Source organism: Piscinibacter sp. HJYY11, from assembly GCF_016735515.1.
Classification (GTDB): Bacteria; Pseudomonadota; Gammaproteobacteria; order Burkholderiales; family Burkholderiaceae_C; genus Rhizobacter.
Genome location: NZ_JAERQZ010000001.1, coordinates 3,941,529 through 3,964,537, shown reverse-complemented (window position 1 = coordinate 3,964,537; position 23,009 = coordinate 3,941,529). Strand labels below are relative to the sequence as shown.

Annotated in this window: 20 protein-coding genes and 4 tRNA genes; 2 read left to right on the top strand and 22 right to left on the bottom strand. The window is 64.0% G+C overall.

What is annotated here, in order from left to right; genetic code table 11:
- The gene (gene rpsG / locus JI745_RS18435; protein ID WP_201810299.1) at positions 1–471 is read right to left on the bottom strand and encodes a 30S ribosomal protein S7; all 471 of its coding nucleotides are present in this window, start codon (positions 469–471) and stop codon (positions 1–3) included.
- Positions 472–616: 145 nt separating this feature from the next.
- A complete protein-coding gene (rpsL, locus tag JI745_RS18430) occupies positions 617–994 on the bottom strand; it encodes a 30S ribosomal protein S12 (RefSeq protein WP_201810296.1) in 378 nt (125 codons plus the stop codon).
- Between the two features lie 287 nt (positions 995–1,281).
- On the opposite strand from rpsL, the gene JI745_RS18425 reads away from it, so the two are divergent.
- Positions 1,282–1,689, top strand: a complete 408-nt coding sequence (locus JI745_RS18425) for a PIN domain-containing protein (protein WP_310738689.1) — start codon at positions 1,282–1,284, stop codon at positions 1,687–1,689.
- Positions 1,690–1,734: 45 nt separating this feature from the next.
- Here JI745_RS18425 and rpoC read toward each other — a convergent pair whose 3' ends face one another.
- From rpoC to trpE, 19 genes are all read right to left on the bottom strand, one after another.
- Complete coding sequence (rpoC, locus tag JI745_RS18420) at positions 1,735–5,964, bottom strand: DNA-directed RNA polymerase subunit beta' (protein ID WP_201810292.1); 4,230 nt, start codon at positions 5,962–5,964, stop codon at positions 1,735–1,737.
- Between the two features lie 17 nt (positions 5,965–5,981).
- Positions 5,982–10,106: a DNA-directed RNA polymerase subunit beta gene (gene rpoB / locus JI745_RS18415; RefSeq protein WP_201810289.1), complete on the bottom strand. Its 4,125-nt coding sequence runs from the start codon at positions 10,104–10,106 to the stop codon at positions 5,982–5,984.
- Between the two features lie 312 nt (positions 10,107–10,418).
- Complete coding sequence (gene rplL / locus JI745_RS18410; RefSeq protein WP_201810286.1) at positions 10,419–10,802, bottom strand: 50S ribosomal protein L7/L12; 384 nt, start codon at positions 10,800–10,802, stop codon at positions 10,419–10,421.
- Positions 10,803–10,847: 45 nt separating this feature from the next.
- Positions 10,848–11,354, bottom strand: coding sequence for a 50S ribosomal protein L10 (gene rplJ / locus JI745_RS18405; RefSeq protein WP_201810282.1), 507 nt, complete (start codon positions 11,352–11,354; stop codon positions 10,848–10,850).
- A gap of 265 nt (positions 11,355–11,619) precedes the next feature.
- Positions 11,620–12,330 carry a 50S ribosomal protein L1 gene (gene rplA / locus JI745_RS18400; RefSeq protein WP_201810278.1) on the bottom strand — a complete coding sequence of 237 codons (711 nt, stop codon included), beginning with the start codon at positions 12,328–12,330 and terminating at the stop codon, positions 11,620–11,622.
- 2 nt (positions 12,331–12,332) lie between these two features.
- Positions 12,333–12,764: a 50S ribosomal protein L11 gene (rplK, locus tag JI745_RS18395; RefSeq protein ID WP_201810274.1), complete on the bottom strand. Its 432-nt coding sequence runs from the start codon at positions 12,762–12,764 to the stop codon at positions 12,333–12,335.
- 145 nt (positions 12,765–12,909) lie between these two features.
- Positions 12,910–13,500: a transcription termination/antitermination protein NusG gene (gene nusG / locus JI745_RS18390; RefSeq protein ID WP_201810271.1), complete on the bottom strand. Its 591-nt coding sequence runs from the start codon at positions 13,498–13,500 to the stop codon at positions 12,910–12,912.
- 4 nt (positions 13,501–13,504) lie between these two features.
- On the bottom strand, positions 13,505–13,888 hold the full coding sequence (gene secE / locus JI745_RS18385) for a preprotein translocase subunit SecE (RefSeq protein WP_201810268.1): 384 nt from the start codon (positions 13,886–13,888) through the stop codon (positions 13,505–13,507).
- A gap of 76 nt (positions 13,889–13,964) precedes the next feature.
- Positions 13,965–14,040, bottom strand: a tRNA-Trp gene (locus tag JI745_RS18380).
- Between the two features lie 10 nt (positions 14,041–14,050).
- Positions 14,051–15,241 (bottom strand): elongation factor Tu, encoded by a 1,191-nt coding sequence (tuf, locus tag JI745_RS18375; RefSeq protein WP_201810265.1) that lies wholly within the window; start codon positions 15,239–15,241, stop codon positions 14,051–14,053.
- 47 nt (positions 15,242–15,288) lie between these two features.
- Positions 15,289–15,363, bottom strand: a tRNA-Thr gene (locus tag JI745_RS18370).
- 68 nt (positions 15,364–15,431) lie between these two features.
- Positions 15,432–15,505 (bottom strand) — tRNA-Gly (locus JI745_RS18365).
- A 60-nt stretch (positions 15,506–15,565) separates the two neighbouring features.
- Positions 15,566–15,651, bottom strand: a tRNA-Tyr gene (locus JI745_RS18360).
- Positions 15,652–15,695: 44 nt separating this feature from the next.
- Positions 15,696–16,361, bottom strand: coding sequence for a uracil-DNA glycosylase (locus tag JI745_RS18355; RefSeq protein ID WP_201810261.1), 666 nt, complete (start codon positions 16,359–16,361; stop codon positions 15,696–15,698).
- Complete coding sequence (gene trpC, locus JI745_RS18350; RefSeq protein WP_201810259.1) at positions 16,358–17,146, bottom strand: indole-3-glycerol phosphate synthase TrpC; 789 nt, start codon at positions 17,144–17,146, stop codon at positions 16,358–16,360. Before trpC ends, JI745_RS18355 begins: the two co-directional genes overlap by 4 nt.
- Entirely contained in the window at positions 17,143–18,174 is a 1,032-nt protein-coding gene (gene trpD / locus JI745_RS18345) for an anthranilate phosphoribosyltransferase (RefSeq protein WP_201810256.1), read from the bottom strand. Before trpD ends, trpC begins: the two co-directional genes overlap by 4 nt.
- A gap of 11 nt (positions 18,175–18,185) precedes the next feature.
- Positions 18,186–19,196 (bottom strand): low-specificity L-threonine aldolase, encoded by a 1,011-nt coding sequence (gene ltaE / locus JI745_RS18340; RefSeq protein WP_201810253.1) that lies wholly within the window; start codon positions 19,194–19,196, stop codon positions 18,186–18,188.
- Between the two features lie 12 nt (positions 19,197–19,208).
- Positions 19,209–19,793 carry an aminodeoxychorismate/anthranilate synthase component II gene (locus JI745_RS18335; protein ID WP_201810250.1) on the bottom strand — a complete coding sequence of 195 codons (585 nt, stop codon included), beginning with the start codon at positions 19,791–19,793 and terminating at the stop codon, positions 19,209–19,211.
- Positions 19,794–21,278: an anthranilate synthase component I gene (gene trpE, locus JI745_RS18330; RefSeq protein ID WP_201810247.1), complete on the bottom strand. Its 1,485-nt coding sequence runs from the start codon at positions 21,276–21,278 to the stop codon at positions 19,794–19,796.
- A gap of 400 nt (positions 21,279–21,678) precedes the next feature.
- On the opposite strand from trpE, the gene JI745_RS18325 reads away from it, so the two are divergent.
- On the top strand, positions 21,679–22,236 hold the full coding sequence (locus tag JI745_RS18325; protein WP_201812640.1) for a chalcone isomerase family protein: 558 nt from the start codon (positions 21,679–21,681) through the stop codon (positions 22,234–22,236).
- A 1-nt stretch (position 22,237) separates the two neighbouring features.
- Here JI745_RS18325 and JI745_RS18320 read toward each other — a convergent pair whose 3' ends face one another.
- Positions 22,238–22,915 (bottom strand): phosphoglycolate phosphatase, encoded by a 678-nt coding sequence (locus tag JI745_RS18320; protein ID WP_255545724.1) that lies wholly within the window; start codon positions 22,913–22,915, stop codon positions 22,238–22,240.
- Positions 22,916–23,009: the final 94 nt, after the last annotated feature.

Sequence of the window (23,009 nt, the reverse complement as noted above, 5' to 3'; positions counted from 1 at the left end):
TTAGAAGCGGAAGTGGGAGAACGCCTTGTTGGCTTCTGCCATGCGGTGCACTTCGTCGCGCTTCTTCATCGCGCCGCCGCGGCCTTCGACGGCCTCGAGCAGCTCGTTGGCGAGGCGCTGGGCCATCGACTTCTCACCACGCTTGCGCGCCGATTCCTTCAACCAGCGCATGGCCAGGGCCACGCGGCGCACGGGGCGAACTTCCACGGGAACTTGGTAGTTCGCACCGCCCACGCGGCGTGACTTCACTTCGACCATCGGCTTGATGTTGTTCAGCGCGACGTTGAAGATCTCGAGTGGATCCTTGCCCGACTTCTTCTCGACCTGGTCGAGGGCACCGTAAATGATGCGTTCGGCCACGGCCTTCTTGCCGGACTCCATGATCACGTTCATGAACTTGGAGAGCTCGACCGAGTTGAACTTCGGATCGGGGAGGATGTCCCGTTTGGGGACTTCGCGACGACGAGGCATTTCTCTTCCTTTGGCTTCAGTTGGCGGGGCTTTTCAGCTTCGCCGCGGAATCGCACGCTTTGCGACTCCACTTACTCGGCACATCACACGATGTACCGCAATACGACGTGCGCAGCATGACGCTGGCGCATGACAACTTGAACTATCAGGCCTTCTTCGGGCGCTTCGCACCGTACTTCGAACGAGCCTGCTTGCGGTCTTTCACGCCTTGCAGGTCGAGCGAGCCACGGACGATGTGGTAACGCACACCAGGGAGGTCCTTCACACGACCGCCGCGCACGAGCACGACGCTGTGCTCCTGCAGGTTGTGGCCTTCACCGCCGATGTACGAGATGACCTCGAAACCGTTGGTCAGGCGCACCTTGGCGACTTTACGAAGGGCCGAATTCGGCTTCTTCGGCGTCGTGGTGTACACACGCGTGCAAACGCCACGGCGCTGGGGGCCGCCCTGCATCGCAGGCGACTTGGACTTCGTGGCTTCGGTCTCACGACCCTTGCGCACGAGTTGGTTGATGGTTGGCATTGGTAACTTGTTCCCGTTTGAAGCTACACGGGCGCCTGACTCTTTCGAGAAAGGCGCCATGACTCTTTGATTTCCAGTAGAAGTCGTCGAGCGCTCCACTGGGAGACGAGCCCGAAGCCGTGAGAGGTCACGGTGAGCCGCCCGACAAAGAGCGCAGCCCACAGGACACGTCACCTTGTGTGTTGTGTGCCTGTCGACAAAACCTGCTGAAAAGCCCGCGATTATATTCGTGGCAACCCTCACTCGCAAGCAAGGACTTGGACGCAAGCCTCTCGAAGCCGGCCGTCGTGCTGGACACCAACGTGGTCCTGGACTGGCTGGTGTTCCGCAACCCTGAAGGCCGGGCCCTCTTTGACGCCATCGAACAGGGCCGGCTGCGCTGGATCGTGACCGAGCCGATGCACGATGAACTGCTGCACGTGCTGGGCCGAGGCGTTGCCGCCGCATACCGCCCCGACCTGGCCATGATTGGCGAAAGTTGGCGCCGGCTCTCGGAAATTGCCTCAATCCCCGTGCTCCAAGACGAGGCGACGCGCCTGCGTTGCACCGACACCGACGACCAGAAGTTCGTCGACCTGGCCCTGGCACGGGCCCGCTGGCTGGTCAGTCGCGACCGGGCGGTGCTCAAGCTCGCCCGCCGCGCGGGCCGCCTCGGTCTCCAGGTGATCCCCCCGGGCCGCTGGCGGCTGGAATGAAAAAGGGCGGCCGAAGCCGCCCTTTCAATTCACAGCGAAAGTCGCTTACTCGGAAGCTTCGCCGCCGGCAGCCGGAGCGGCCGCAGCCGCCTCGTCCACCGCCGACATTTCTTCCGCCGCTTCTTCCAGCGCGATCGCACGGCGCTCGGCGTCGTCCAGCTCTTCCTTCACCTTGCGGGCCTCGTGGAAGGCCATGCCGGTGCCGGCCGGGATCAGACGACCGACGATGACGTTTTCCTTCAGGCCACGCAGCTCGTCGCGCTTGCCCATGATGGCAGCCTCGGTGAGCACACGGGTCGTTTCCTGGAAGGACGCGGCCGAGATGAACGAGTCGGTCGACAGCGAGGCCTTGGTGATGCCCAGCAGCACGTCGGCGTGCGTGGCGATCTGCTTGCCTTCTGCGCGCAGGCGGTCGTTGGTGTCCAGCAGCTCCGAACGCTCGACCTGCTCGTTGGCGATGTAGTGGCTGTCGCCCGGGTTGACGATCTGCACGCGGCGCAGCATCTGGCGAACGATCACCTCGATGTGCTTGTCGTTGATCTTCACGCCCTGCAGGCGGTAGACGTCCTGCACTTCGTCGACGATGTAGCGCGCCAGTTCCTCGATGCCCAGCAGGCGCAGGATGTCCTGCGGGTCGGCCGGACCGTCGACGATCGACTCGCCCTTGTTCACCACCTGGCCTTCGTGCACGAGGATGTTCTTTTCCTTCGGCACGAGTTCCTCGAACACCTTGCCTTCCGGGTCGGTGATCTGCAGGCGAACCTTGCCCTTGGTCTCCTTGCCGAACGACACGGTGCCGGTGATCTCGGCCAGCGTGCCCTTGTCCTTCGGGGTGCGGGCTTCGAAGAGCTCGGCCACACGCGGCAGACCGCCGGTGATGTCGCGGGTCTTCTGGCCTTCGACCGGGATACGGGCAAGCACTTCACCCGGAGCGAGGTCTTGACCGTCGCGGATCTGGATCAGCGCGCCAACCTGGAAGCCGATGGTCACCGAGTGGTCGGTGCCAGGGATCTTCACCTCGTTGCCGGACACGTCGAGCAGCTTGACCTGCGGACGCACGACCTTGGTCGAGCCACGGCGCTTCGGGTCGATCACGACCAGGGTCGACAGACCCGTGATCTCGTCGACCTGCTTGGCCACCGTCACGCCCTCTTCCACGTTCTCGAACTTCGCCTTGCCGGCGAATTCCGTGATGATGGGTCGGGTCAGCGGGTCCCAGTTGGCGAGCACCGTGCCGGCCTTGATGGCCTGGTCCGGCTTGATGTTGAGCACCGCGCCGTACGGCACCTTGTGGCGCTCGCGCTCGCGGCCATGCTGGTCGGAGATGATGATTTCGCCGGAACGCGAGATCACCACCAGGTCGCCCTTGCCGTTGGTCACGTAGCGCATCGTGGCGTTGAAGCCGACGTTGCCGTCCGACTTCGCGTCCACGCTCGAGGCCACCGCCGCACGCGACGCCGCACCACCGATGTGGAAGGTGCGCATCGTCAGCTGCGTGCCGGGTTCGCCGATCGACTGGGCGGCGATCACACCGACGGCCTCGCCGCGGTTGACCACGCCACCACGGCCGAGGTCGCGGCCATAGCACTTGGCGCACAGGCCGAAGCGCGTGTCGCAGGTCAGCGCGGTGCGGACCTTGATCTCGTCGACACCGGCCGCTTCCAGCTCGTCCAGCGTGTCTTCGTCCAGCATGCGGCCGGGCTCGACCAGCTGGGCGCTGGTTTCGGGGTGCTGCACTTCGATCGCGGTCACACGGCCGAGCACGCGGTCGCGCAGCGATTCGATGACTTCACCGCCTTCGACCAGCGCGCGCATGTTCATGCCGTTCTGCGTGCCGCAGTCGTCTTCGGTGACCACCAGGTCCTGCGTCACGTCGACGAGACGGCGGGTCAGGTAGCCCGAGTTCGCGGTCTTCAGCGCCGTGTCCGCCAGGCCCTTACGAGCGCCGTGGGTGGAGATGAAGTACTGCAACACGTTCAGGCCTTCACGGAAGTTCGCCGTGATGGGCGTCTCGATGATCGAGCCGTCTGGCTTGGCCATCAGGCCGCGCATGCCGGCCAGCTGGCGGATCTGCGCGGCAGAGCCACGAGCACCCGAGTCGGCCATCATGTAGATGGAGTTGAACGACTCCTGGTCCACCTGCTTGCCGTGGCGGTCGGTGGTCTTCTGCTTCGACAGCTGCGACATCATGACCTTGCCGACTTCGTCGCCGGTCTTGCCCCAGATGTCGACCACCTTGTTGTAGCGCTCGCCGGCGGTCACGAGACCCGAGACGTACTGCTGCTCGATCTCCTTGACTTCCTTCTCGGCGCGCTCGATCAGCGTGTGCTTTTCCTTCGGCACCAGCATGTCGTCGATCGCGATCGAGATGCCCGCGCGCGTGGCCAGGCGGAAGCCCGACTGCAGCAGCTTGTCGGCGAAGACGACCGTTTCCTTCAGACCGCACTTGCGGAACGAGGTGTTGATCAGTCGCGAGATTTCCTTCTTCTTCAGCGCCTTGTTGATGTTCGAGAACGGCAGGCCCTTGGGCAGGATCTCGGACAGCAGCGCACGGCCCACCGTGGTGTCGACGAGCTTGGTCTCGGGCGTGAACTCGCCCGTGGCCTTGTTCTTGACCCACTCGGTCAGGCGCACGCTGATCTTGGCGGTGATCTCGACCTGGCCGTTGTCGAGTGCACGCTGCACTTCGACGACGTCGGAGAAGATGATGCCTTCGCCCTTGCCATTGATGCGCTCGCGGGTGGCGTAGTACAGGCCCAGCACCACGTCTTGCGACGGCACGATCGACGGTTCGCCGTTGGCCGGGAACAGCACGTTGTTGGAGGCCAGCATCAGCGTGCGGGCTTCCATCTGCGCTTCGATCGACAGCGGCACGTGGACGGCCATCTGGTCACCGTCGAAGTCGGCGTTGAACGCCGCGCAGACGAGCGGGTGCAGCTGGATGGCCTTGCCTTCGATCAGCACCGGCTCAAAGGCTTGAATGCCCAGGCGGTGCAGCGTCGGCGCGCGGTTCAGCATGACCGGGTGTTCCTTGATGACTTCTTCAAGGATGTCCCAGACCACCGGGGTGCCCGATTCCACTTCCTTCTTCGCCGCCTTGATGGTGGTGGCGATGCCCATGGCTTCCAGGCGCGAGAAGATGAAGGGCTTGAACAGCTCGAGCGCCATCAGCTTCGGCAGGCCGCACTGGTGGAGCTTGAGCGTCGGGCCGACCACGATGACCGAACGGCCCGAGTAGTCGACGCGCTTGCCCAGCAGGTTCTGGCGGAAGCGACCCGACTTGCCCTTGATCATGTCGGCCAGCGACTTGAGGGCGCGCTTGTTGGCACCGGTCATCGCCTTGCCGCGACGGCCGTTGTCCAGCAGCGAGTCCACCGCCTCTTGCAGCATCCGCTTTTCGTTGCGGACGATGATTTCCGGCGCCTTCAGCTCCAACAGACGCGCGAGGCGGTTGTTGCGGTTGATGACACGGCGGTAGAGGTCGTTCAGGTCGGAGGTGGCAAAACGGCCGCCGTCCAGCGGCACCAACGGACGCAGGTCCGGCGGCAGCACGGGCAGCACGTTCATCACCATCCACTGCGGCTTGATGCCCGACTTCTTGAAGGCTTCCATCACCTTGAGGCGCTTGGAATTCTTCTTGACCTTGAGCTCGGAGCCGGTCATGTCGCCGCGCAGCTTCTCGATCTCGGTGTCGAGGTCCATCTCGGCGAGCAGGCGTTGCACGCCTTCCGCGCCCATCAGGGCCACGAACTCGTCGCCGAATTCGGTGCGCTTCGCGTCGTAATCGTCTTCCGACATGATGCTGAACTTCTTCAGCGGGGTCATGCCGGGGTCGACGACCACATAGGCTTCGAAGTACAGCACGCGCTCGATGTCGCGCAGCGTCATGTCGAGCACCAGGCCCAGACGCGACGGCAGTGACTTCAGGAACCAGATGTGCGCGCACGGTGCGGCCAGGTCGATGTGGCCCATCCGGTCACGGCGGACCTTGGTCTGGGTGACTTCGACGCCACACTTCTCGCAGATCACGCCGCGGTGCTTCAGGCGCTTGTACTTGCCGCACAGGCACTCGTAGTCCTTGATCGGCCCGAAGATCTTGGCGCAGAAGAGACCGTCACGTTCCGGCTTGAAAGTCCGGTAGTTGATCGTCTCGGGCTTCTTCACCTCGCCGAACGACCACGACCGAATCTTCTCGGGCGAGGCCAGGCCGATCTTGATGGCATCGAAATGCTCATCAGGGGTGAATTGACGGAAGAGATCCAGCAAACCCTTCATATATCTCTCCTATTCCTTTAGTTACGCTCGAGTTCCATGTCGATCCCGAGCGAACGGATCTCCTTGACCAGCACGTTGAACGATTCCGGCATGCCGGCCTCGATCGCGTGCTCGCCCTTGACGATGCTCTCGTACACCTTGGTACGGCCATTCACGTCGTCGGACTTCACGGTCAGCATCTCCTGCAGCACGTAGCTGGCACCGTAGGCTTCCAGTGCCCACACTTCCATTTCGCCGAAGCGCTGGCCGCCGAACTGCGCCTTGCCGCCCAGCGGCTGCTGGGTGACGAGCGAGTACGGGCCGGTGGAGCGGGCGTGCATCTTGTCGTCGACCAGGTGGTGCAGCTTCAGCACGTGCATGTAGCCGACGGTGACCGGGCGCTCGAAGCTCTCGCCGGTGCGGCCGTCGTACAGCGTCGCCTGCGTGCGGCTCTCGGTCAGGCCCTTGGCCTTCGCGATGTCGTCCGGGTAGGCGAGCTTGAGCATGCCGCGGATCTCGTCTTCGGTGGCGCCATCGAACACCGGCGTCGCGAACGGCACGCCCTTGCTCAGGTTCTGCGCCATCTCGAGGATTTCACCGTCGGACAGGTGGTCCAGCTTCTCGGTCTTGCCGCCCGACTTGTTGTACAGCTCGTCGAGGAACTTGCGCAGCTCGGCCACCTTGGCCTGCTGCTGCAGCATGTCGCCCAGGCGCTGGCCGATGCCCTTGCCGGCCCAGCCCAAGTGCACTTCCAGCACCTGACCCACGTTCATCCGCGAGGGCACGCCCAGCGGGTTGAGCACGATGTCGCACGGCGTGCCGTCGGCCATGTAGGGCATGTCTTCGACCGGGGTGATCTTCGAGACCACACCCTTGTTGCCGTGACGGCCAGCCATCTTGTCGCCAGGCTGCAGGCGGCGCTTGACGGCGAGGTACACCTTCACCATCTTCAGCACGCCGGCCGGCAGCTCGTCGCCCTGCGTCAGCTTCTTGCGCTTCTCTTCGAAGGCGAGGTCGAAGCTGTGGCGGGTCTGCTCGAGCGAGTTCTTGATCGACTCGAGCTGGTTGGCCAGGTCTTCGTCCGCCGGGCGGATGTCGAACCAGTGGTACTTCTCGACGGTCGCGAGGTAGTCCTTGGTGATGCTCGTGCCCTTGGCGATCTTCTGCGGGCCACCGTTGGCGACCTTGCCGACCAGGAGCTTCTCGATCCGGTCGAAGGCGTCGGCTTCCACGATGCGCAGCTGGTCGTTCAGGTCCAGGCGGTAGCGCTTCAGCTCGTCGTCGATGATCTGCTGGGCACGCTTGTCGCGCTGGATGCCTTCACGGGTGAAGACCTGCACGTCGATGACCGTGCCGCTCGTGCCCTGGTCGACACGCAGCGAGGTGTCCTTCACGTCCGAAGCCTTCTCGCCGAAGATGGCGCGCAGCAGCTTCTCTTCAGGCGTCAGCGTGGTTTCGCCCTTGGGCGTGACCTTGCCAACCAGCGTGTCGCCCGGGTTCACCTCGGCACCCACGTAGACGATGCCCGACTCGTCGAGGCGAGCGAGTTGCTGCTCCGACAGGTTCGGGATGTCGCGGGTGATTTCCTCCGCGCCCAGCTTGGTGTCACGCGCCATGACCACCAGTTCCTCGATGTGGATCGAGGTGTAGCGGTCGTCGGCGACGACACGTTCGCTGATGAGGATCGAGTCCTCGAAGTTGTAGCCGTTCCAGGGCATAAACGCGACCAGCATGTTCTGGCCGAGGGCCAGCTCGCCGATGTCGGTGGAGGCACCGTCGGCGATGATGTCTTCGGCCGACACCACGTCACCGCGCTTCACGATCGGGCGCTGGTGGATGTTGGTGTTCTGGTTGGAACGCTGGTACTTGATCAGGTTGTAGATGTCGACGCCGACTTCACCGGCCACCGTTTCCGTGTCGTTGACGCGGATCACGATGCGGTTGGTGTCGACGTAGTCCACCACGCCACCGCGGCGCGCCGCGACGACGGTGCCCGAGTCCTTCGCGGCCACACGTTCGACACCGGTACCGACGAAGGCCTTCTCGGGGCGCAGCACCGGCACGGCCTGGCGCTGCATGTTGGCGCCCATCAGTGCGCGGTTCGCATCGTCGTGCTCGAGGAAGGGCACGAGCGAGGCCGCCACCGACACGATCTGCGTCGGCGCCACGTCCATGTACTGGATGCGTTCCGGCGAGGTCAGGATGGATTCGCCGTTGTCACGGGCCGAGACCAGCTCGTCGATCAGCTTGCCTTCCTTGTCGAGCGTCGCGTTCGCCTGGGCGATCACGTACTTGCCTTCTTCGATGGCCGACAGGTAGTCGATCTGGTCGGTCACCTTGCCATCGGCCACGCGGCGGTACGGCGTCTCGAGGAAGCCGTATTCGTTGAGCTGCGCGTACAGGGCCAGCGAGTTGATCAGGCCGATGTTCGGGCCTTCCGGCGTTTCGATCGGGCAGACACGGCCGTAGTGGGTGACGTGCACGTCGCGCACTTCGAAGCCGGCACGCTCGCGGGTCAGACCGCCCGGGCCCAGGGCCGAGACACGGCGCTTGTGCGTGATCTCGGAGAGCGGGTTGGTCTGGTCCATGAACTGCGACAGCTGCGACGCACCGAAGAACTCCTTCAGGGCCGCGGAGATCGGCTTGGAGTTGATCAGGTCGTGCGGCATCAGGGCTTCGGTTTCGGCCTGGCCCAGACGCTCCTTCACGGCCTTCTCGATGCGGGCGAGGCCCGAGCGGTACTGGTTCTCGGCCAGCTCGCCCACGCAGCGCACACGGCGGTTGCCCAGGTGGTCGATGTCGTCGACCTGACCACGGCCGTTGCGCAGCTCGACGAGGATCTTCACCACGTCGAGGATGTCGTCGTTGCTGAGCGTCATCGGGCCTTCGGCCGAATCACGCATCACGCGGGCGTTGAACTTCATGCGGCCCACGCGCGACAGGTCGTACGTGTCGGCGTTGTAGAAGAGGCGGTTGAAGAGAGCTTCGACCGCGTCTTCCGTCGGCGGCTCGCCGGGGCGCATCATGCGGTAGATGGCCACGCGCGCAGCCAGCTGGTCGGCAGTTTCGTCGGCGGCCAGGGTCTGGCTGATGTAGGCGCCTTCGTCCAGCTCGTTGGTGTAGAGGGCTTGCAGCTCCTTCACGCCGGCGGCACGCAGCTTCTTCAGCAGCGACTCGGTCAGCTCGTCGTTGGCCTTGGCGATGATCTCGCCCGTCTCGGGGTCGACCATGTTGCGGGCCAGCACGCGGCCGACGAGGTAGTCCTCAGGCACGCTGATGAACTGGGTCTCGGTCTGCTCGAGGGTGCGGGTGTGGCGCGCGGTGATGCGCTTGTCCTTCTCGACCACGACATTGCCGTTCTTGTCGGTGATGTCGAAGCGGGCGATCTCGCCACGCAGGCGGTCGGCCACGAATTCGAGCTGCGCGCCCGAGTCCATCAGGCGGAAGTTGTCGAAGACGAAGAAGTTGGCCAGGATCGATTCCGGGTTCAGGCCGATGGCCTTCAGCAGGATCGTGACCGGCATCTTGCGGCGACGGTCGACACGGAAGTACAGGATGTCCTTCGGGTCGAATTCGAAGTCGAGCCACGAGCCGCGGTACGGAATGATGCGGGCCGAGAACAGCAGCTTGCCGCTCGAATGCGTCTTGCCCTTGTCGTGCTCGAAGAACACGCCCGGCGAACGGTGCAGCTGAGACACGATCACGCGCTCGGTGCCGTTGACGATGAACGAGCCGTAGTCCGTCATGAGCGGCACTTCGCCCATGTAGACCTCTTGCTCCTTGATTTCCTTGACCGTCTTGGGCTGGGCCGCTTCACGGTCATAGATGATCATCTGCAACTTGGCGCGCACAGCTGCGGCATACGTCAGGCCGCGCTGCTGGCATTCACGCGTGTCGAACGCGGGCTTGGCCATGTTGTATTCGATGAACTTCATCTCCACAAACCCGTTGTGCGACACGATCGGGAAAGCGGAGAGGAAAGCCGCCTGCAGACCTTCTGGTTTGCGTTTCTGCGGTGGGACGTCCTTCTGCAGGAAGGCGACGTACGACTCCTTCTGCATGGTGAGCAGGTAGGGGACGTTGAGGACACTCTCACGCTTGCCGAAGCTCTTGCGGATACGCTTGCGCTCGGTGTAGCTGTACGGGGTTGCTTGTTGCGCCATAGGTGATTTCTCACTCCATCTCAGGGATCGATGCCGGGCCCAGGCCCGATCCCGTCGGCGACTGTCTTTCGAGCCTTGCGCTCGACGCTTGGTGGCTGGCCACTACCAGCCGCTGGCGGACAACCCCGGCATTGCACCAGGGCCCGACCAAACCGGTTCTCTGCAGTCGGTTCAGAGAACACTTGGAAAGCCCTCGATTGTCAACCGGGGGCTTTACAGGTGCTCTCCAAGGGGTCATCCAGGGGATGTGCCCTTGAAGCGCAAAAGGCTGGGGGCCGATTCCGGCTCCCAGCCCCTGGCACGAAACTCGAATTACTTGAGTTCGGCCTTGGCGCCGGCTTCCACCAGCTTCTTGACGGCAGCTTCGGCGTCGGCCTTGGCAATGCCTTCCTTGACGGGCTTCGGAGCGCCGTCGACCAGGTCCTTGGCTTCCTTGAGGCCCAGGCCGGTGATTTCGCGAACGGCCTTGATGACCGACACCTTGTTGGCGCCGGCTTCCAGCAGCATCACGTTGAACTCGGTCTTCTCTTCAGCAGCCGGAGCAGCAGCGCCGCCGCCACCACCGCCGCCACCGCCGACGGCCATCGAAGCGGCGGACACGCCGAACTTCTCTTCGATTGCCTTGACCAGGTCATTGAGTTCCATGACCGACATGCTGTCGAGGGCGGTCAGGAATGCGTCTTTGTCGAATGCCATGATGATTTCCTAGATAGATCGTTGAATAGAGAGATGCGTTGCCGATCAGGCAGCCGGGGCGGCAGCTTCTTCGCGCTTCTTGGCCAGAGCGGCCAGGACGGCAGCGGTGCGCTGAACCGGCGACTTGAGCAAGCCGGCGATCTGCGACAGCAGCACTTCCTTGCTCGGGACCGATGCCAGGGCCTTCAGGCCTTCGGCGTCGAGGGCCTTGCCAGCGTAAGCGCCGGCCTTCAGGACCAGCTTGTCGTTGCCCTTGGCAAAGTCGGCGATGACTTTGGCCGCGGCGACGGCGTCTTCGGAAAAACCGTAGATCAGCGGACCGACCATGGCGTCCGACGCCACTTCGAACGGTGTGCCAGCGACGGCACGGCGAGCCAGGGTGTTCTTCAGCACGTGAAGGTACACGCCCTTTTCGCGCGCCTGCTTGCGCAGCACGTCGAGGTGAGCGACGGTGAGGCCACGGTACTCGGCCAGCGCCAGCGTCTGCGACTTGGCCGCCTGGGCCGCCACATCCGCCACCACGGTGGCTTTCTCGTTGCGATTGAGACTCAAGGTCTGCTCCTCACACAAACGTGTTCTTTGGCGTTGCCGCCTCCAAACACACCACAATGCAGCGACCTCTCTATCCAGAAAACCGAGGTTTTCTTTCCAGCGGGGACCGCCATCTGCGCGGGCGTCGGATCGGGTTCATCACCCGGATCGTCGATTAAGCAGCGTGTGCTGCGCCTGCGGTCTTCGATGACCTGTCTTGGCTTTCGCCGTAACAGCCCACCAAACTCTTCAGGGCCGCGCCAGACTCAGCGCCGCCCTCGTTTCTTCAAGCCTGCGTCGGTGCGGCGTTGATGGTCGCCACGTCCACACGGGCACCCACGCCCATGGTCGAGGAGATCGCCACCTTGCGCAGGTAGATGCCCTTGCTCGTGGCCGGCTTGGCCTTGTTCAGGGCTTCGATCAGCGCGCGCAGGTTGCCCGCCAGCTTGTCGGCGTCGAACGAACGGCGGCCGATCGTGCCGTGCACGATGCCAGCCTTGTCGACGCGGAACTGCACCTGGCCCGCCTTGGCGTTCTTCACCGCGGTGGCCACGTCGGGCGTGACGGTGCCGACCTTCGGGTTCGGCATCAGGCCGCGCGGGCCCAGGATCTGGCCCAGGGTACCGACGATGCGCATGGTGTCGGGCGAAGCGATCACGACGTCGAAGTCGATGTTGCCGCCCTTGATGCGCTCGGCCAGGTCGTCCATGCCGACGACGTCGGCACCGGCGGCCTTGGCTTCCTCAGCCTTGGCGCCTTGGGCGAACACGGCGACGCGCTTGGTCTTGCCAGTGCCATTGGGCAGCACGACAGCGCCACGCACGACCTGGTCGGACTTCTTGGCGTCGATGCCGAGCTGCACCGCCACGTCGATCGACTCATCGAACTTGGCGGTGGCGCATTCCTTGACGATCGCGAGGGCGTTGTCGAGCGGGTACAGCTTGGTGCTGTCGACCTTGCCCGCGAGGGCCTTCTGGCGCTTGGTCACTTTGGCCATGTTCAGACTCCTTCCACCGTCACGCCCATCGAGCGGGCGGTACCGGCGATCGTGCGGACAGCGGCTTCGAGGTCAGCGCCGGTCAGGTCCTTGGTCTTGACCTTGGCGATTTCCTCGACCTGGGCGCGGCTCAGCTTGCCGACCTTGTCGGTGTGGGGCTTGGAAGAGCCCTTGTCCAGCTTCAGCGCCTTCTTGATGAGCACCGATGCGGGCGGGCTCTTCAGGACGAAGGTGAAGGACTTGTCTGCAAACGCGGTGATCACCACCGGCAACACCAGACCCGGCTCCATGCCTTGCGTCTGGGCGTTGAACGCCTTGCAGAACTCCATGATGTTCAGACCGCGCTGACCCAGCGCCGGACCGATCGGGGGGGACGGGTTGGCTTTACCCGCCGGAACTTGCAGCTTGATGAAGCCGACAATTTTCTTGGCCATCTTTCTCTCCAATCAGGCCCACAAACGACATGGGCCTTGAGTGCAAACGCCAAGGACTGGCTACCTTGGCTCCTCGTACCGGTGTCTCGTCACCGGCAGCAACGGGATGGCTTCAGGCGCAGGGCGCCCAAGCCGCCATCCAGGCTCAGATCTTTTCGACTTGGGAGAAGTCGAGCTCGACCGGCGTCGCGCGGCCGAAGATGGTGACCGACACCCGCACCTTGGACTTGTCGTAGTTGACGTCTTCCACAGCACCGTTGAAATCGGTGAACGGGCCTTCCTTGACACGCACGAGTTCGCCAACCGACCACTCGACCTTGGGACGCGGCTTCTCCACGCCCTCTTGCATCTGGGTGACGATCTTCATCACCTCGGCTTCGGAGATCGGGGCCGGGCGGTTCTTGGCGCCACCGACGAAGCCCGTCACCTTGCTGGTGTGCTTCACCAGGTGCCAGGTGTCGTCGGCCATTTCCATCTCGACCAGCACGTAGCCCGGGAAGAAACGGCGCTCGGTGACGGCCTTTTTGCCGTTCTTGAGCTCGACGACTTCTTCCATCGGCACCAGGATGCGGCCGAACTTGTCCTGCATGCCCGAACGCTCGATGCGCTCGCGCAGATTGCGCTCGACGGCCTTTTCCATGCCGGAATAGGCGTGCACGACGTACCAGCGCTTGTTGGTCGCCGGCGCCAGCGAGGCCGCTGTCACTTCACCGCCCGTGGTGGGTTGTTCGCTCATCGGCTTACCTCTTCCATCCGAGAACCAGGTCGTACAGCACCCACTCGAGGGCCTTGTCGGTCAGCCACAGGAACAGGGCCATCACGACGACGAACGCAAACACATAAAGAGTCATCTGGCCCGCTTCCTTGCGGGTCGGCCAGACCACCTTCTTCACTTCCTTGATGGAGTCCTGACCGAAGGCAATCAACTGCTTGCCGGGCTCGGAAGTAAAGAAGGTCGCCACGGCCATCGCCAGCAAGACGAGGAGCGCGACCACGCGCACCCACATGTCTTGCTTGCCGAGCAGGTAGAACGCGACCACCGCGCCCACGACCAAGAGGCCGGCCACGGCCAGCTTGGCCTTGTCGGCGCCGGTGGAAACAGTTTCGATTTGCGGATTGGCCATGTGATCGATCTATCGCTCAGGCAACGCAGTGCCTTCTAGCAGCAAAGCCCGCAGGGCTTTGAACTCCTTGCGGGCTTGGCAGGGGCAGTAGGAATCGAACCTACAACCTCTGGTTTTGGAGACCAGCGCTCTGCCAATTGAGCTATACCCCTGTGGCTTTCTTTACTCCAGGATCTTGGCGACGACGCCCGAGCCGACGGTGCGGCCGCCTTCGCGGATGGCGAAGCGCAGGCCTTCTTCCATGGCGATCGGGGCGATCAGCTTGACGGTGATGCTCACGTTGTCGCCCGGCATGACCATCTCCTTGTCCTTGGGCAGCTCCACCGCACCGGTCACGTCCGTCGTGCGGAAGTAGAACTGGGGACGGTAGTTGTTGAAGAACGGGGTGTGGCGGCCGCCTTCTTCCTTGCTGAGCACGTAGATCTCAGCGGTGAAGTGGGTGTGCGGCTTGATGGAGCCGGGCTTGCACAGCACCTGGCCACGCTCGACTTCTTCGCGCTTGGTGCCGCGCAGCAGGATGCCGACGTTGTCGCCTGCCTGACCTTGGTCGAGGAGCTTGCGGAACATTTCGACGCCGGTGCAGGTGGTCTTCTGGGTGGCCTTGATGCCGACAATTTCGATTTCTTCGCCGACCTTGATGATGCCGCGCTCGACACGGCCGGTCACCACGGTGCCACGACCGGAGATGGAGAACACGTCTTCCACGGGCATCAGGAAGGCGCCGTCGATGGCGCGATCGGGCGTGGGGATGTAGGTGTCCAGGGCTTCAGCCAGCTTGAAGATGGCGCCTTCGCCGAGTTCGCCGGTGTCGCCTTCCATGGCGAGCTTGGCCGAACCCTTGACGATGGGGGTGTCGTCACCGGGGAAGTCGTACTTGCTGAGGAGCTCACGCACTTCCATCTCGACGAGCTCGAGCAGCTCGGCGTCGTCGACCATGTCGCACTTGTTCAGGAAGACGATGATGTACTTCACGCCGACCTGGCGGGCCAGCAGGATGTGCTCGCGGGTCTGGGGCATGGGGCCGTCAGCGGCCGAGCACACGAGGATGGCGCCGTCCATCTGGGCGGCACCGGTGATCATGTTCTTCACGTAGTCGGCGTGCCCGGGGCAGTCGACGTGCGCGTAGTGGCGGTTGGCGGTCTCGTATTCGACGTGGGCGGTGTTGATGGTGATGCCGCGCGCCTTCTCTTCAGGGGCCGCGTCGATCTGGTCGTACGCCTTGGCCTCACCGCCGAACTTCTTCGACAGCACCGTCGTGATCGCCGCCGTCAGCGTCGTCTTGCCATGGTCCACGTGACCAATCGTCCCCACGTTCACGTGCGGCTTGGTCCGTTCAAATTTGCCTTTTGCCATTTTTTCGAGCTCCTAGCGGTCGAGAGAGACGATGCTGAAGAAAACTGTGGTGCCCATGACGCGGATCGAACGCGTGACCTCTCCCTTACCAAGGGAGTGCTCTACCACTGAGCCACATGGGCCGAACCAAACTTCGGTGCCAATCGACACTGGTTTGCGCCTTTCGGAGCGCAAACCACTGGCGACGTCATGGAGCGGGAGACGGGAATCGAACCCGCGTCATTAGCTTGGAAGGCTAGGGTTCTACCATTGAACTACTCCCGCTCGGGAGCCCCTTCCGGCGCCATGCCATCCGGGTTCAACTCTTCTGAAATCGGTTCGCTTTGGTGGAGGAGGCTGGATTCGAACCAGCGTAGGCGTAAGCCAACAGATTTACAGTCTGCCCCCTTTAGCCACTCGGGCACCCCTCCAAAGCGAACCCGGGACTATAGCATCAAATTTCGAAGATTCATGCTCACAAGGCCCACCAGTCGACGAGGTGCTGGGTGGCGAGGAAGTGGCTGCCGTCGGCCATGAACTGTTTGTGCAGGTCGTAGGACGGGTGTCGGGTGATCAGCACGCGGGGCGTCGCACCCGACGGGACGGCGCGAGCCAGAAAATCCTGGGCCTTGCCACCCCAAAGCAGAAATGTGGGCGGGTCGCCGCGCTGGCTCAGTGCCGAAACAATCTCGGATGTGAGCGCAAGCCAACCCGTTTTGAGGTGGCTGCCCGCCTGACCGATTTCGACTGTCAGCGCCGGATTCAACAGCAGCACACCTTGCCGAGCCCATGGGTCCAGCTTCCAGACCGCGGGAGGTGTCCAGCCCGGCCGGTCGGCTGCCAGCACTTCAAAGATGCGGGCCAGCGAGCGCGGCTTGCCATGCCCGGCGGAAAATGCGAGCCCGTCCGCGTGGCCGGCGGTGGGGTACGGGTCCTGGCCGAAGATCACGACCTTGGCATCTTGGGGGGACACAAGGCGGAGTGCGCGGAACGGGTCCTCAGGGCCGATCGGCTTGTCGCCCGACACGCCCTTGATCCGCTCGATCAAGGCCTCTTGCTTCTGAACCGTCCAGCCCGGCAACACCTTCCGCCACACCTCGGGCACCGTGCCGAAGGCAGCGCGCAGGTCATCGGCGGTCATGCGAAGAGCTGAGCCAGGGCCACGCCCGGATCAGGGGCTCGCATGAAGGCTTCGCCGACGAGGAAGGCATGGACATTGGCGTCGCGCATCCGCGCCACATCGGCCGCACCGAGGATGCCGCTTTCGGTGACCAGAAGACGATCGGCCGGCACTCCGGGCAACAGCGACAAGGTCGCGTCCAGGCTCACCTCGAAGTTCCGCAGGTTGCGGTTGTTGACACCGATGAGCGGCGTCTTCAGTGACAGCGCCCGGTCGAGTTCGACGCGGTCGTGCACCTCCACCAGCACCGCCATCCCCAGCGACAGCGCCTGCGCTTCCAGATCAGCCAACTGCGCGTCGTCGAGGCAGGCCGCGATCAGCAGGATGCAGTCCGCCCCCATCGCCCGCGCCTCGTAGACCTGATACGGATCGACCATGAAGTCCTTGCGAAGCACCGGCAGCGCGCAGGCGGCGCGCGCCTGCTGCAGGTAGACCGCCGAGCCCTGGAAAAACTGCACGTCGGTCAGCACGCTCAGACACGCCGCGCCGTGGCGCTCGTAGCTCACAGCGATCTCGGCCGGCACGAAGTTGTCGCGCAGCACGCCTTTGCTGGGGCTGGCCTTCTTCACCTCGGCGATCACGGCCGCCTGTCCTGCCCCTACCTTGCGCCGCAACGCGCCGACGAAGTCGCGCACATCTTTGCGCGATTCGGCCTCGCGGCGCAGGGAGGCCAAGTTGCGCACGCGGCTCGCGGCTGCAATTTCTTCGCGCTTGACCGCAACAATCTTGTCGAGGATGTCGCTCATGATTTGAATTGGTGTGTGGCGGCCACGAACTGGCTCAATTTCCGGGTGGCGGCGCCGGAGGCCACCGCTTCTCGGGCGCGCTTGACCCCGTCGGCGATCGACGACACGACGTTGGCGCAATAGAGCGCCCCACCGGCGTTGAGCAGCACGATGTCGCGCAGCGGCCCGTCTTCGTTGCCAAGCGCACGCTGGATGCATTGCACTGACTCGGCCTTGTCGGCGACCCGCAGCACACGGCTGTCGTACACCGGCATGCCGAAGTCGCTCGGGTGCACGACATATTCACGCACCTCGCCGTTCTTGAGCTCACCGATCAACGTCTCACCTGACAGTGAGATCTCGTCCATGCCATTCATGCCGTAGACCACCATCACGTGGTCGGAGCCGAGCCGCTGCAGCACCCGCACCTGAATGCCCACGAGGTCGGCGTGGAAGACACCCATCAGCTGGTTCGGCGCCTGCGCTGGGTTGGTCAGCGGGCCCAGGATGTTGAAGATCGTGCGCACGCCCAGCTCCTTGCGCACCGGCGCGGCGTGCTTCATCGAGGCATGGTGGTTGGGCGCGAACATGAAGCCGATGCCGGTCTGCTCCAGGCACTGCGCCACCTGATCGGGGGCGAGGTTGACGTTGGCGCCGAACGCTTCCAGCACGTCGGCGCTGCCAGTGCTCGACGACACGCTGCGCCCGCCATGCTTGGCGACCCGTGCCCCCGCCGCCGCCGCGACAAACATCGCCGCCGTCGAGATGTTGAAGGTATGTGCGCCGTCACCACCGGTGCCGCACAGGTCGACGAGGTTCGACTTGTCGTCTACTGGCACCGGCGTGGCGAGCTCACGCATGACCTGCGCCGCTGCCGCGATTTCACCGATGGTCTCTTTCTTGACGCGCAGCCCCATCGAGAGCGCCGCGATCATCACCGGCGACATCTCGCCGCTCATGATGCGGCGCATCAGCGTCAGCATCTCGTCGTGGAAGATCTCGCGGTGATCGATGACGCGCGCCAGCGCTTCGGTGTTGGTGATGGTCATGGCGGTCGATGTCAAGCGTTGAAATAGTCGCGCACGGCGGCGACGGCGCGGTCCACGCCCTCGGCGTCGACGTCAAGGTGTGTCACGAAGCGCAGGCGGTAGAGCCCGGTGGCGAGCACGCCGCGCGATTCCAGATGCGGCAGCAGGCCGGCGGCGCGATCACCGGCGACGTCGATGAAGACGATGTTGGTCTCGGGTGCTTCGACCGTGACACCGGCAATGCCCTGCAGCCCTTGCGCCAGGCGACACGCCAGCGCGTGGTCATCGGCCAGTCGCTCGACGTGGTGGTCGAGCGCATGCAGGGCGCCGGCGGCGATGACGCCGGCTTGCCGCAAGCCGCCGCCCAACATCTTCCGCCAGCGATGAGCGCTCTTGATCAGATCCTTGGAGCCGCACAGCGCCGAGCCGACGGGAGCACCGAGGCCTTTCGAAAAACACACCGAGACTGAATCGAAGTGGCTCGCGATCTCGTGCACGGGCACGCCGAGCGCCGTTGCTGCATTGAAAACGCGAGCACCGTCCAGGTGGGTCGCCAGGCCACGGCGCCGCACCAGTGCAGTCGCCTCCGCCATGAAATACATCGGCAAGGCCTTGCCGCCCAGCGTGTTCTCCAGGCACAGCAAGCGGCTCTTCGCGAAGTGCGCATCGTCGGGCTTGATCGCTGCCTCGATGCTGGCCAGCGAGAGCGTGCCGTCGGCCAGGTGCTCGAGCGGCTGCGGCTGCACGCTGCCCAGCACCGCCGCCCCACCCGCCTCCCACCGGTAGGTGTGGTGCATCTGGCCGACGATGTACTCGTCGCCGCGGCCGCAGTGGCTCATGATGGCCGCAAGATTGCTCTGCGTGCCGCTCGTCATGAAGAGCGCGGCTTCCTTGCCGGTGAGGGCGGCAATGCGCTCCTGCAGCGCGTTCACGTTCGGGTCGTCGCCGAACACGTCGTCGCCCACCTCGGCCCGCGCCATTGCCTCGCGCATGCGGGGCGTCGGCCGCGTGACGGTGTCGCTGCGCAGGTCCACCACCTTCATGCCCAGCCCCGCTCAGTTCTTCAGGTCGAGGAAGTTCTTCAGCATCGCGTGCCCATGCTCGGTGAGGATGGACTCGGGATGGAACTGCACGCCTTCCAGCGGCGTCTTGGTGCCGGCGAGTTCGGTGTGGCGCACGCCCATGATCTCGTCATCCTGCGAAGTGGAGGTGATCTCCAGCTCCTTCGGCAGCGTGGCACGCTCGATCACCAGCGAGTGGTAGCGGATGACGGTGAACTTCTCCGGCAGGTCGCTGTACACACCTCGCTTGTCGGTCGTGATCACGTCGGTCTTGCCGTGCATCTGCGTCTTGGCGCGAATGATCTTGCCTTTCAGCGCCGCACCGATCGCCTGGTGACCCAGGCACACGCCGAGGATCGGCAGCTTGCCGGTGAAGTGCTGGATCGCGCTCACGCAGATGCCCGCTTCGGCAGGCGAGCACGGTCCGGGCGACAGCACCAGTTGGTCAGGCTTCAGTTCGGTGATGCCTTCGAGCGTGATCTCATCGTTGCGGAACACACGCACGTCTTCGCCCAACTCGGCAAAGTACTGCACGAGGTTGAAGGTGAAGCTGTCGTAGTTGTCGATCATGAGCAGCATTCAGAAGCCCTCCTCGACCAGTTCGGCGGCACGCAACAAGGCCCGCGCCTTGGCTTCTGTCTCTTTCCATTCCAGCTCGGGCACCGAGTCAGCCACAACGCCGGCTGCCGCCTGCACGTACAGCGTGTTGTCCTTGACGATGCCGGTGCGGATCGCGATCGCCACATCCATGTCGCCGGCAAAGCTCAGGTACCCACAGGCTCCGCCATAGATGCCGCGCTTCACCGGCTCGAGCTCGTCGATGATTTCCATCGCCCGCACCTTGGGCGCACCGGTCAGCGTGCCGGCAGGGAATGTCGCCTTGAGCACGTCGAGGCTGCTCATGCCGTCTTTCAGGATGCCCTCGACATTGCTCACGATGTGCATCACGTGCGAGTAGCGCTCGATCACGAAGGCGTCGGTCACCTTCACACTGCCGGTCTTGGCGATGCGGCCGATGTCGTTGCGCGCCAGGTCGATCAGCATCACGTGCTCGGCGCGCTCCTTCGGGTCGGCGCTCAGCTCGGCTTCGAGCGCCCTGTCCTGCTCGGGCGTCGCGCCGCGCGGGCGGGTGCCGGCGAGCGGGCGGATCGTGATCTTCTGGCCCTCGGGTGTGTTCTCCTGCCGCACCAGGATCTCGGGCGAGGCGCCGACGATCTGGAAGTCGCCCATGTCGTAGAAGTACATGTACGGCGACGGATTCAGCGAGCGCAGCGCGCGGTACAGGCTGAGCGGCGATTCGGTGTAGCGCTTCTTCAGCCGCTGGCCAATCTGCACCTGCATCATGTCGCCGGCCGCGATGTAGTCCTTGGACTTGAGCACCGCGGCGAGGTAGTCCTCCTTCGCGAACTCGCGCTCCACCGCATGCGAGGTGCCACGCTTTACCGGCGGTGCGGTCACGCTGTATTTCAGCTTGTCGGACAGCTCGGCGAGACGCCGCTTGCCGCGGAAATAGGCTTCAGGCTGCGACGGGTCGGCGTAGACGATGAGGTAGAGCCGGCCCGACAGGTTGTCGATCACCGCCAGCTCTTCGCATTGCAGCAGCAGGACGTCGGGGGTGTCGATGCCACCGGGCAGCTGCGTCTTTGCGAGCTTGTGCTCGATGTAGCGCACCGCGTCGTAGCCGAAATAGCCGGCCAGGCCGCCGCAAAAACGCGGCAGCCCCGGGCGCAGCGCCACCTTGAAGCGCTTCTGGTACTCGGCGATGAAGTCGAGCGGGTTGCCGTCGTGCGCCTCGACCACCTGGCCATCGGTGACGACCTCGGTGCGGAAGCCGGTGGCACGCAGCAGCGTGCGCGCCGGCAGGCCAATGAACGAATAGCGTCCGAAGCGCTCGCCACCCACCACCGATTCCAGCAGGAAGCTGTGCCTGCCACTGCCGGAGGCATAGGCGAGCTTGAGGTAGAGCGACAGAGGGGTCTCGAGGTCCGCGAAGGCCTCGGCCATCAGCGGAATGCGGTTGAAGCCTTCGGCGGCAAGGCTCTTGAATTCAAGTTCGGTGATCACCTTCAGGGCCCTCCAATGGCCCGGCGGACACGGCGACGGCCCGCGTGCGATGAGGTTCAGACGGACGGCACCCGCGCAGGGCAGCCGGTGGAGCCGAAGGCGCAGCGTCTCAACAACACGCTCGCGGCCGGCGGCAAACGCAACCTACGGAAGCTGGCGACGCCAGGGCCAGGCTCCCCGGTCGTTCGACCCTTTGGTTTGTTTGCGCGCGATGAACATGGAAAAAGTGTAGCAGGCAGGGTGGACCCGGCCCCCGAATCGCGGGTTTCCGTGAACTGGGCCGCTCGCATTTTGGTGACGTTTTGAGACAATCCTTCTTTCCGCACGCTCGTGCGATAAACGCTCGGAGTCCACCGTGATTCGCAACCTCATCATCGCCACCGCCGTATCGCTGGCTGCCATGGGCAGCGCCCTGGCCGACACCACCCAGGTCGCCGGTGTGAAGTACGAGAACACGGTGCAGAGCGGCAACTCCACGCTCGTGCTCAACGGCGCCGGCGTGCGCTACAAGGCCGTGTTCAAGGTCTACACCGCCGGCCTCTACCTCACGCGAAAGGCCGGCACCACCGAAGCCGTGCTCAGCGCGCCCGGCCCCAAACGCATGCACATCGTGATGCTGCGCGAGATCAACGCCTCCGAGCTCGGCAAGCTCTTCACCCGCGGCATGGAAGACAACGCCCCGAAGGATGAGTTCTCCAAGTCGGTGGCCGGCACGCTCAAGATGAGCGAGATCTTCTTCCGCATCAAGAAGCTCAACACGGGAGATTCGTTCTGGGTAGATTGGGTGCCCGGCGTGGGCACCACCATCGTGGTCAACGGCAAGCCTGCCGCCGACCCGATCAAGGAACCTGAATTCTTCTCCGCGCTCGTGAAGATCTGGCTGGGCCAGTCACCGGCCGACAGCCTGCTGAAGGACGCGTTGCTGGGCAAGCCCGTGGCTCCGCCGCCCAACAGCTGATTCAGCCCAACGCCTGCAGTTGATCCAGCCGGTCGATCACGCCATCGGCGTCGACCGACTGCACCGGCTCGCCGTGGTTGTAGCCATAGCTCACGAGCACCACCGGGCACCCGGCCGCACGCGCGGCGCGCGCATCGTTGCTCGAGTCGCCGATCATCAGCGTGCGGGAAGGCTGTGCCCCCAGCGCCTCGCAGGTCTTGAGCAGCGGAAGCGGGTCAGGCTTCTTGCGCTCGAACGCATCACCGCCGAAGACCTGGGCGAAATGGCCTGCAAGGCCCTTCTTCTCCAGGAGCGGCAGCGCAAACGCGGTCGGCTTGTTGGTCAAGCAGGCGAGCATGAGGCCTTGTGACCTGAGCGCCTGCAGGCCCTCGCGCACGCCGGGGTAAACGGCTGCGTGCTCGCCGTTGATGCGCAGGTAGTGGTGCTGATAGCGCGCCCATGCCGCACCGAAGGCCGACGGCTCGCCGCCCACCTGCGTGAGGGTGCTGCGGATCAGATGCTCGGAGCCTTTGCCGACCGTGTGTTCGATGAACGCCCGATCCACGAGCGGAAGCGACAAGTCGGCGAGCATCGCGTTGAGGGCGACCTCGAAGTCTCCGAGGGTATCGACCATCGTCCCGTCGAGATCGACGATGGCCGCGGTGATGACCTCCCTGGAGCGCCCTAATAGAGTTTCCAATTGAGAAATAGAGTTTCCAAAAAAGCGCCAGAAAGGCGGCGCGGGTGATTAATAGAGTTTCAAGCGCAGCGGGTGAGTATGAGCCCTGGGGGAG